The sequence below is a fragment of the Corallococcus sp. AS-1-6 genome (assembly GCF_020037015.1).
Taxonomy (GTDB): domain Bacteria; phylum Myxococcota; class Myxococcia; order Myxococcales; family Myxococcaceae; genus Corallococcus.
The window spans coordinates 254,999-262,813 of sequence record NZ_JAIQDE010000013.1 but is presented as its reverse complement, the minus strand read 5'-3'; the positions used below and the strand labels follow the sequence as shown (position 1 = coordinate 262,813).

Here is a 7,815-nt window from a genome sequence, read left to right as displayed (position 1 = left end):
CTTCAGCGTCCGCCGGTCCATCGCGACCGTAGATCATGATCGACCGGCGGCTTCAACAACCGACTAAGTGGTACTAGTTCCAACGAGACGGTCGCCAACTGGTTCGGCTCGACGGCGACTACTTTCGAAGCGAGCCTCCATTTTCCGCTCACAAGCCCTGCCAGCGCCACCTCGTGAAGCCCAGGAGGAACTTTGGCGATGCCACACGTCGTGCCCGTTACGTGGTCGAGGTGCGGCTTGCCATCGAGTTCCACTTGCAGCCCCTCATCGAAGGCTCCATTGCCCACGATAGTTATCTGGATAGCACCAGGGCGCTGCTCCTCGCTTTCGGCGAGCCTCACGGCCTCGATCGCTTCGGCATTCTTGCGCGCCTCCGCGTGCGCCCCCTCCCAGGCATGTGCAGTCTCCTGCTCCAGTTGAACGAGGCTCGATTGGAATTCGGCCATCCAGTCTTCCGTCTCCTTCTGCACATGTGCCCGCACCGCAACAACCAACCTCTGAATGAGCGCCACAAACCTCTCAAGTCGTGCCGTGTCGATCGACTGGGTGCCTTGCTCCGCCCTGAGTTTCGACCATTCCAGGCGGAACGTCTCCTGTAATCCTTCGATCATGAGTGCGGTATGGATGTATCTCATCCAGCCTGTCGAGTATCCGTAAAATCGATCGAGCGCAATGCAGAGCGCGGCAAGACCAAGCACAATGTATCCGACTTGATTCACCATCAACGTCTGATGTTCATCTCCGCCTATTATTATTGAGCACATCGGGATCAGGGCGCCCGCTGCCCCGAAGACGATTGCCAGCAATCGCAGGGAGCGAGAAGCGATCGACTTCCATGCCTTGTTTTCGTAATACCAGCGAACGACCGAGCTCGTCTGTTCATCCACCCAGGCGTACAGTCGGTCGAGCGAAGCCTGAAGGTTGTCAGGCCTCCATTCCGGTGGCTTCGACTGTGTCGTTTCAAGGTTCTTTGCCATCATTCCCTCCAGTGCCCCATGCTGCTCGCCCATTGAGGCATCCGTGACTACAGCCTTTTGGATGAACCATAAGCACCCCATTGCACCGGCGGAATGAACAGCCATCAGCAGCGGTTCGAACAGGCGGTTGCCGAGGCGAGCGCCGGGAGTCGCCTTGCGTGCCCCCCACTGTTGCCTCCGCGGTGCGCCACTACCTTTAGGAGGGCTGGAAGAGGTATGGCTGCTAGTGGAATAGCCGCGCGATGATGTGGCCGACGAAAGACCACCTATCACCCATACTGGAAACCCCGATGCGAAACCCAGGAATGGCAAAAGTTGGCAAACCGCCACCAACTCCGGATTCGCTGGCGATTCACCGTGCCGAAGGCCCGAGTGAAACTCCATCACCAACCCACGGAATTCACCCGATCATAGGCCTAGCACTTGTCGTAGCCCCCGGATGCACCGGGTGACTTGCGGTAGCACATGCGCACCTCGTTCTCGGCGTCCGTGCAACCGGACTCATAGACACTCTCGCCCGAGGGCATGTCGATGAACTTGCCGCAGTCCCGGCTGGACTCCTTGATCTGGAGAAAGCGTGGGAACGCATCGCCCACCGGGGTGACCTTCACCTCGGTCGAGCCATGGACGAAGCCCATGTGGCTTCCCGACTCGATGGTGAAGATAGACCGCAAGGAGCCCTCCTGCGCTTCCCAGTACGACAGCGTCTGGTATTCGTTGCGCGAGTCCGCGTCGGTCTCCTCGACACGGAAGACCTGCCGCACCGGATCGGTGAGGTTCTCGAAGGAAAACACGACGCGGAAGGCCTGGCTCTCCACCACGCCCGGCAGGAAACCCATCGGGGTGGCGCAGAAGCTGTTCTTGCCGCTGAGCGGATGAAGCACCACCCCGGTCAGCAGCTTCATTCCGTCACACACCTGTCCCCGGACCTGGAGGACGAAGTCCTGCGCGTCCGCGGACAGGATGCGCGCACGGAAGACGTCGAGCTGCGCGGACGCCGGTCCCTCCTCCTTCAGGCACTCCTGCCGCTCCCACGGGGAGTCCAATCCCAGCGGGAGGAGGAGCTTCCGCAAGCCGGCGGTCGTCTTCGCGGCGCGCACCTGCTTCTTCAGCTCCTGGGGATCCACCACGACGCGCAGCGCCGGTGGACATGCGTCCTGGCTGACCTTGCTGGGGAGCGAGGAGGACGCTGGCGCTTCAGCCGCCGCCGGGGTCGTGGCGAGGATCGCCAGGAGCACGGCGCCCCGGAGGCGTGGGAGCAGCATCGCGAATGAAGGGTGCATGAGCATGAGTCGCACCCGGAATCCTGACATGGCCATGCAATGGCAGCCAGCCTGCCCGCCAGGCCTTCACGACCGATGCGGCCCGCGTGCGATTTCGTGCTACTCCGGCGCCGTGGCCCCGCATCTCACCGCACTCGAACCGGCGCCCCGGGCGGATGAAGTTCCAGCAGCGTTCCCGAGCCCCTTCGACGCGTTGGGCCCGCACGCACTCGCACGCCGGGCCGCGGAGTCGATGCAGGCCGCACTTCGTGAAGGGCTCATCGCGCCGGGGCTCCCGAGCTCCATCCTCCAGGGGCCTGACGGCGGAAAGATGTTCGGCGTGCTCGTGGTGCGGAAGCCGGATGGAACCTTCGGCGTGCTGAGAGCCTTCTCCGCGATGCTCGCGGGGCGCTGGGACGTGCCGGGCTTCGTGCCGCCCATCTTCGACCGCGAGGCACGTGCCCGCGTGGAACCCGTGGCGGACGCCACGGTGAAGTCCCTGATGGCCCGCGCCGAAGCCTGGAGCACCTCCGAGGAACTGCGCCGCCTGCGCGAGGACGATGACGCCCGCCAGTCCCGTGAGGCCACGGAGCGCGAAGCCATGCGCCTGCGCCACGACGCCCGGCGCCGCCAACGTCACGAACGCCGGGCGGCCATCCTGGCCATGCCCTTACGCACGGGTTCTCTGGGCGAAGAGCCACAGTCGCCGCAAGCCTCGCCCCCATCCGCGCTCACGGATGCGGAGCGCGCCCAGGCACTGCACGCGCTCGACCAGGAGAGCCGGGGCGACAAGGCGGAGAAGCGCCGCTGGGACGCGGCGCAGGAAGAGGCCCGGCGCATCCTCGCCCCTGCCCGCGCGAAGGCGGAGCGCCGCGTGCGCGCGCTGGACCGCCTGCGCCGCATCGTCTCACGCGGCTTCATGAAGCAGTTCCACGACACCTACGCCATCACCAACGCCCGGGGCGAAACCCGCCCCCTGCGCTCGCTCTACGGCGGCGCGGAGCCCCCCTCCGGCGCGGGCGACTGCGCGGGCGCGAAGCTGCTCGCCCATGCCTTCGCGCACGGACTCCAGCCCGTGGCGCTCGCGGAGTTCTGGTGGGGCACGCCGCCCGCGTCCGGTGGCCGCATCCAGGGCGCCTTCTACCCGGCGTGCCGGGACAAGTGCGGCCCCCTGCTCCCCTTCATGCTGGAGGGCCTGGAGGTCTCCGCGCCGCGCCTCTTCGTCCCGCCGCCCGCGCCCACGCCGGAGCTCTCCATCGTCTTCGAGGACGCGTGGCTCGTCGTCATCGACAAACCGTGTGGCCTGCTGTCCGTGCCGGGCCGGGAGGCCTCCCTCCTGGACTCCGTGCTCACCCGCCTGCGCGCGCGCTACCCCCACGCCACGGGGCCGCTGCTCGCGCACCGGCTGGACCTGGACACGTCCGGGTTGCTCGTCGCCGCGCTGGACAGCCGCACGCACGCGTCGCTTCAACGCCAGTTCCTCCACCGCGACGTGGCCAAGCGCTACGTGGCGCTCATCGACGGTCCCGTGCGCGGCGATGCGGGCACCATCACCCTGCCCTTGCGCGTGGACCTGGACGACCGCCCCCGGCAGATCGTGGACCCCGTCCACGGCAAGCCCGCGGTCACCGACTGGGAGGTCCTCCACCGCGCGGCGAGCCACACGCGCGTGGCCTTCCATCCGCGCACCGGCCGCACGCACCAGCTCCGCGTCCACGCGGCGCATCCCCAGGGCCTGGGCGCGCCCATCGTGGGAGACCCGCTGTACGGACACGCGGGCCTGCGCCTGCACCTGCACGCCGAAACGCTGTCCTTCGTGCATCCGGCGACGGGGCAGCGCGTGTCCTTCACCCGCGCCGCCCCGTTCTGAAACGCCCGCGTCAGTTGACGAGCAGCACCTTGCCCACGCCGCCCTGCTCCGCGACCTTCTGGGCCTCGCGCGCGTCGTCCAGCTTGAAGGTCCGGCTGATGGGAATCACCAGGTCGCCCTTCGCCGCGCTCACGGCGAGCTGCGCGAGCCGGTGCGCATCCGGATGGGCCAGGAAGCTGCGCACGACGAGGCCCTTCTCCTTCGCGCCCTTCGGCTCGCCCACCACGGTGCCCACCGTCCCGCCGTGCTTCACCTTGCCGAGCACCGCCGCCACGGCCTCACCGCCCACCGTGTCCGCCACCGCGTCCAGCGTGGGCAGCTTCGCGACGTCCTTCGGATCATCCAGCGCGACGACGCCGTCCACGCCCAGCTTCCGGGCCTCCTCCACCTGCCTCTTGCGCACGCCCGCCCAGATGCGCGCGCCCCGCGCCCGCGCCGCGAAGACGGCCGAGCGCCCCACCGCGCCCAGCGCGCCCGTGATGAGCACCGTGTCCCCCTGCGAGGGCTGCACGTGCTCCTCGATGAGCTGCGTGCCCGTCAGCGCCACCAGCGGCAGCGCGGCGGCGTCCTTCAGGTCCAGGTTTTCGGGCACCTTCGCCCAGGCCTCCGTGGGCGCGACCACCGTCTCCGCGTAGCCCGCGGTCACCAGGCCCATCACGCGGTCGCCCGGCTCGAAGGCCTCCACGCCCGTGCCGACCTCCACGACCTCACCGGCCACGTCTCGCCCGAGGATGGCCACCGGGAACTTCAGGTCCATCCGCCCCTTCATGTCCCCGCGGCGGATCTTCCAGTCCACCGGGTTGATGCTCGCGGCGGTGACGCGGACCTTCACCTCGCCCGGCCCCACCTTCGGCTCGGGCATGTCCTGCACCGCGAGCACGTCCACGTCTCCATAGCCTTTCAGCACGACCGCTTTCATCCGGGCCTCCACGTCCACCGAGCGAGGGAAGAGACTTCCAACGTCGGCCCAACGGTAAGCACCGGCGAAGGGGCCGCCATCGTCGGCGACCGGTCGCTCCGCCTCCTGCTCCCCTGGACGGCGGCGGCCGGTCAGCGGGGCTGGAACTCCAGCGCCTCGCGCAGCACCGGGTACGTGTCGTCCGCGGAGGTGCTGCCCATGAAGGTGTCCAGGTGGCCGTAGCCCGGCAGCATGCGGCGCTGGTACCAGCGCGCGCCGTTCGCCTCGCGCAGCCACTGGAAGGTGCGCTCCGTGGAGGACGGCAGGTACGTGCGGTTCTGCTCGCTGGAGACGAACGTGATGGGCCGCTGGAAGGGCTCCGGGTCCAGGTAGTCCGGCGGCCGGGCCTGCCCGTAGCGCCGCAGGTTCTCCGCGCGGCCGAAGTCGAACTTCACCGCGTGGCCGCCGCGAGACATCTGCCCCAGGTGCCGGAACGTCAGCAGGTTGCACCGGCCGAACTGCTCCTCCAGCCGCGCGTGCGTCTCCGCGTTGAGGCGCGCGTGCCGGTACAGCCGGCCGTACATGAACGACAGCCGGTGGCACACCGGACTGTCGCACTCCATCCGCAGGAAGCTGGACACCTTCGTGAAGGCCGCCTGGAACAGCGGCGTGCGGGACGCCTCATCCGGCGTGAGCGAGTCCAGCCCCGCGTCCAGCAGCTCCGGCACCCGCAGCAGCGCCTTGAAGCGCGTGGAGGCCGGCGTGTGGTGGTGCAGCGCCACCTGCGACGCCACCACGGTGCGCACGTCCGGCAGGTGGCCCGCGGCCATGGACATGAAGAACGCCGCGGACCCCGCGCAGTGCACCACCGCCTGCACCGACTCCGCGCCGGTGATTTCACGGATGCGCCGCACCGCCGCGGGCATGTCGTGGTCCGCCGCGTCGTCCAGCGTGAACTGGCGCAGGGGCAGTTGCACGCTGGCGCGCCAGTCCAGCAGCCACGTGTCGTAGCCGTGGCGCACCAGGTACTGGACGAAGTTCTCCTTCAGCGTGGGCAGCATGAACATGCCGCTCCACACGCCCGCGCCGTGCACCAGCAGCACCGGCCCCTTCGTGCCGCCCACGTAGCGGGTGAGCTTCAGGGGCACGCCGTCGCCCGCGAGGAAGTCGTACCGCTCCGCCAGAGGCAGTCCCTGGAGCGTCACGTCCTGGGAGCGCGTCCGGGACACCGCCGCGCTGCTTCGGTAATCAAAAGCCATGGGCCACCGCCTCCGCGATGCGCTCGGCCACCGCGCTGAGGGTCATCACCGGATGGAAACCGATGGATGTGGGGATGACCGAGCCATCCGCCACGTAGAGTCCGGGGTAGTTGAACACTTCGCCCTCCGTCGACACGACGCCCCGGGCCGGGGACTCCGCCAGGTGCGCCCCGCCCAGCGAGTGCACCGTGAACGGCCGGCGGAACAGCTCCCACGTGATGAGCGGCGCGAACGTCCCGCCATACTGCGAGGCCAGCTCCTGCATCGCCGCCGTCATGCGGTTCACCAGCGCCACGTTCTCGTTGGCGTAATCCCATTCGATGTCCAGCCGGTCGCCCTTGAGCACCATGTGCCCATTGGCATTGTCCTGGCCGATGGCGAAGAGGTTGCTCGTGCGCGCCGCGTCCACGCCGGTGCCCAGCGGCTTGTTGAACAGCCCCTTGGCGAACGCGCCGTGCAGCAGCGGCCACAGCTTCGGCCACAGCGGGGCCCCCACGCCGCCCAGCAGGCCCAGCCTCGGCTGCCCCAGCCCCGCGAGCACCTCCGTGGCCGGCCGGTTGAACGTGGCCGTCACCATCGTGAAGCGCGGCGCGGCGTCGAAGAAGCGCATCACCGTGGCCACGTCCGGCCCCTCCCACGGGAGGATCTCCTCGCGGCTGCCGTGCAGCGAGCCCAGGAAGTCGCCGTTGCCGGAGTAGCCCCTGCCCAGCCAGTCGCTCACCAGCGGCAGCGTGCGGGCCCGGTCGCGGCTGCGCAGCAATATCTCCACCGTGCCCAGCGACCCGGCGGACAGCACCACGCGGCTGCCCTCCACGGACGACTTCTCACCGGTGGTCAGGTCCTTGAAGTGCACCCGGTAGCCGCCCGCCACGCGCTGCACGTGGGACACGGACAGGCCCGGCCACACCGTGGCGCCCAGCTTCTCCGCTCGCGCCAGGTAGGTGAGGTCCAGGGTGTTCTTCGCGCCGTACTGGCAGCCGAACTCGCACTCCGAGCAGCGCTGACACGCCTTGCGGCCCGGGGCGGAGGGCTCCGTCCAGGAGACGGCCTCGTCCGGGTCGAAGGTCTGGCGGCCCATGCGCCGGGCGGCCTGCTGGAACAGGTCGCGCTTCCGCAGCGGCTCGGACGCGGGGAACGGCTTCACGTCCAGCTCGCGCGCCACCTTGTCGTAGTAGGGGTCCAGGGCCTCGCGGCTGAAGCCCCGAGGCCAGCGCGGGTGGTCGAAGACGATGGGGTCCGGCCGCACGTGGATGTTGGCGTAGACGAGCGACCCGCCGCCCACGCCGCTCGCCGTCACCGTGCCGATGCCGGACAGGAAGCGCACGTCGTAGAGCCCGCGCGCCTCCGGGCGGAGGGGGTGGCGCCAGAGCAGCTCATCCGCGCGGGTGACGTCCCGGGGGAACTGGCCCGGGTTGTACCGGCGGCCCCGCTCCAGCACCGCCACGGACCTGCCCGCCTGCGCCAGCCGGAGCGCGGTGATGGAGCCGCCGAAGCCGGAGCCCACCACCACCACGTCGTACTTCTTCGCCATGCCCATGCTGTGTCCCCC

6 protein-coding genes are annotated in these 7,815 nt (G+C 69.0%); 1 reads left to right on the top strand and 5 read right to left on the bottom strand.

From position 1 onward, the window contains the following. Nucleotides 1-2: 2 nt before the first annotated feature. Together K8612_RS20210 and K8612_RS20205 are read right to left on the bottom strand one after the other, a co-directional pair. On the bottom strand, nt 3-1,010 hold the full coding sequence (locus tag K8612_RS20210; protein WP_223741710.1) for an SLATT domain-containing protein: 1,008 nt from the start codon (nt 1,008-1,010) through the stop codon (nt 3-5). A gap of 383 nt (nt 1,011-1,393) precedes the next feature. Next, nucleotides 1,394-2,275, bottom strand: a complete 882-nt coding sequence (locus K8612_RS20205) for a hypothetical protein (protein ID WP_223763485.1) — start codon at nt 2,273-2,275, stop codon at nt 1,394-1,396. A gap of 217 nt (nt 2,276-2,492) precedes the next feature. Between K8612_RS20205 and K8612_RS20200 the strand changes: the two genes are divergently transcribed. Further along, a complete protein-coding gene (locus K8612_RS20200; RefSeq protein ID WP_223763484.1) occupies nt 2,493-4,109 on the top strand; it encodes an RluA family pseudouridine synthase in 1,617 nt (538 codons plus the stop codon). 10 nt (nt 4,110-4,119) lie between these two features. Here K8612_RS20200 and K8612_RS20195 read toward each other — a convergent pair whose 3' ends face one another. From K8612_RS20195 to K8612_RS20185, 3 genes are all read right to left on the bottom strand, one after another. Further along, nucleotides 4,120-5,028, bottom strand: coding sequence for an NADP-dependent oxidoreductase (locus K8612_RS20195; protein WP_223763483.1), 909 nt, complete (start codon nt 5,026-5,028; stop codon nt 4,120-4,122). Between the two features lie 131 nt (nt 5,029-5,159). Further along, nucleotides 5,160-6,266: an alpha/beta fold hydrolase gene (locus tag K8612_RS20190; protein WP_223763482.1), complete on the bottom strand. Its 1,107-nt coding sequence runs from the start codon at nt 6,264-6,266 to the stop codon at nt 5,160-5,162. Then, on the bottom strand, nt 6,256-7,803 hold the full coding sequence (locus K8612_RS20185) for an FAD-dependent oxidoreductase (RefSeq protein WP_223763481.1): 1,548 nt from the start codon (nt 7,801-7,803) through the stop codon (nt 6,256-6,258). The genes K8612_RS20190 and K8612_RS20185 overlap by 11 nt, the downstream gene beginning before the upstream one ends. Between the last annotated feature and the right edge of the window lie 12 nt (nt 7,804-7,815).

Coding starts and splice junctions, on each gene's coding strand:
- K8612_RS20200 (WP_223763484.1), top strand. CDS start 2,493: ATGCAGGCCGCACTTCGTGAAGGGCTCATCGCGCCGGGGCTCCCGAGC.
- K8612_RS20195 (WP_223763483.1), bottom strand. CDS start 5,028: ATGAAAGCGGTCGTGCTGAAAGGCTATGGAGACGTGGACGTGCTCGCG.
- K8612_RS20185 (WP_223763481.1), bottom strand. CDS start 7,803: ATGGGCATGGCGAAGAAGTACGACGTGGTGGTGGTGGGCTCCGGCTTC.
- K8612_RS20210 (WP_223741710.1), bottom strand. CDS start 1,010: ATGGGCGAGCAGCATGGGGCACTGGAGGGAATGATGGCAAAGAACCTT.
- K8612_RS20190 (WP_223763482.1), bottom strand. CDS start 6,266: ATGGCTTTTGATTACCGAAGCAGCGCGGCGGTGTCCCGGACGCGCTCC.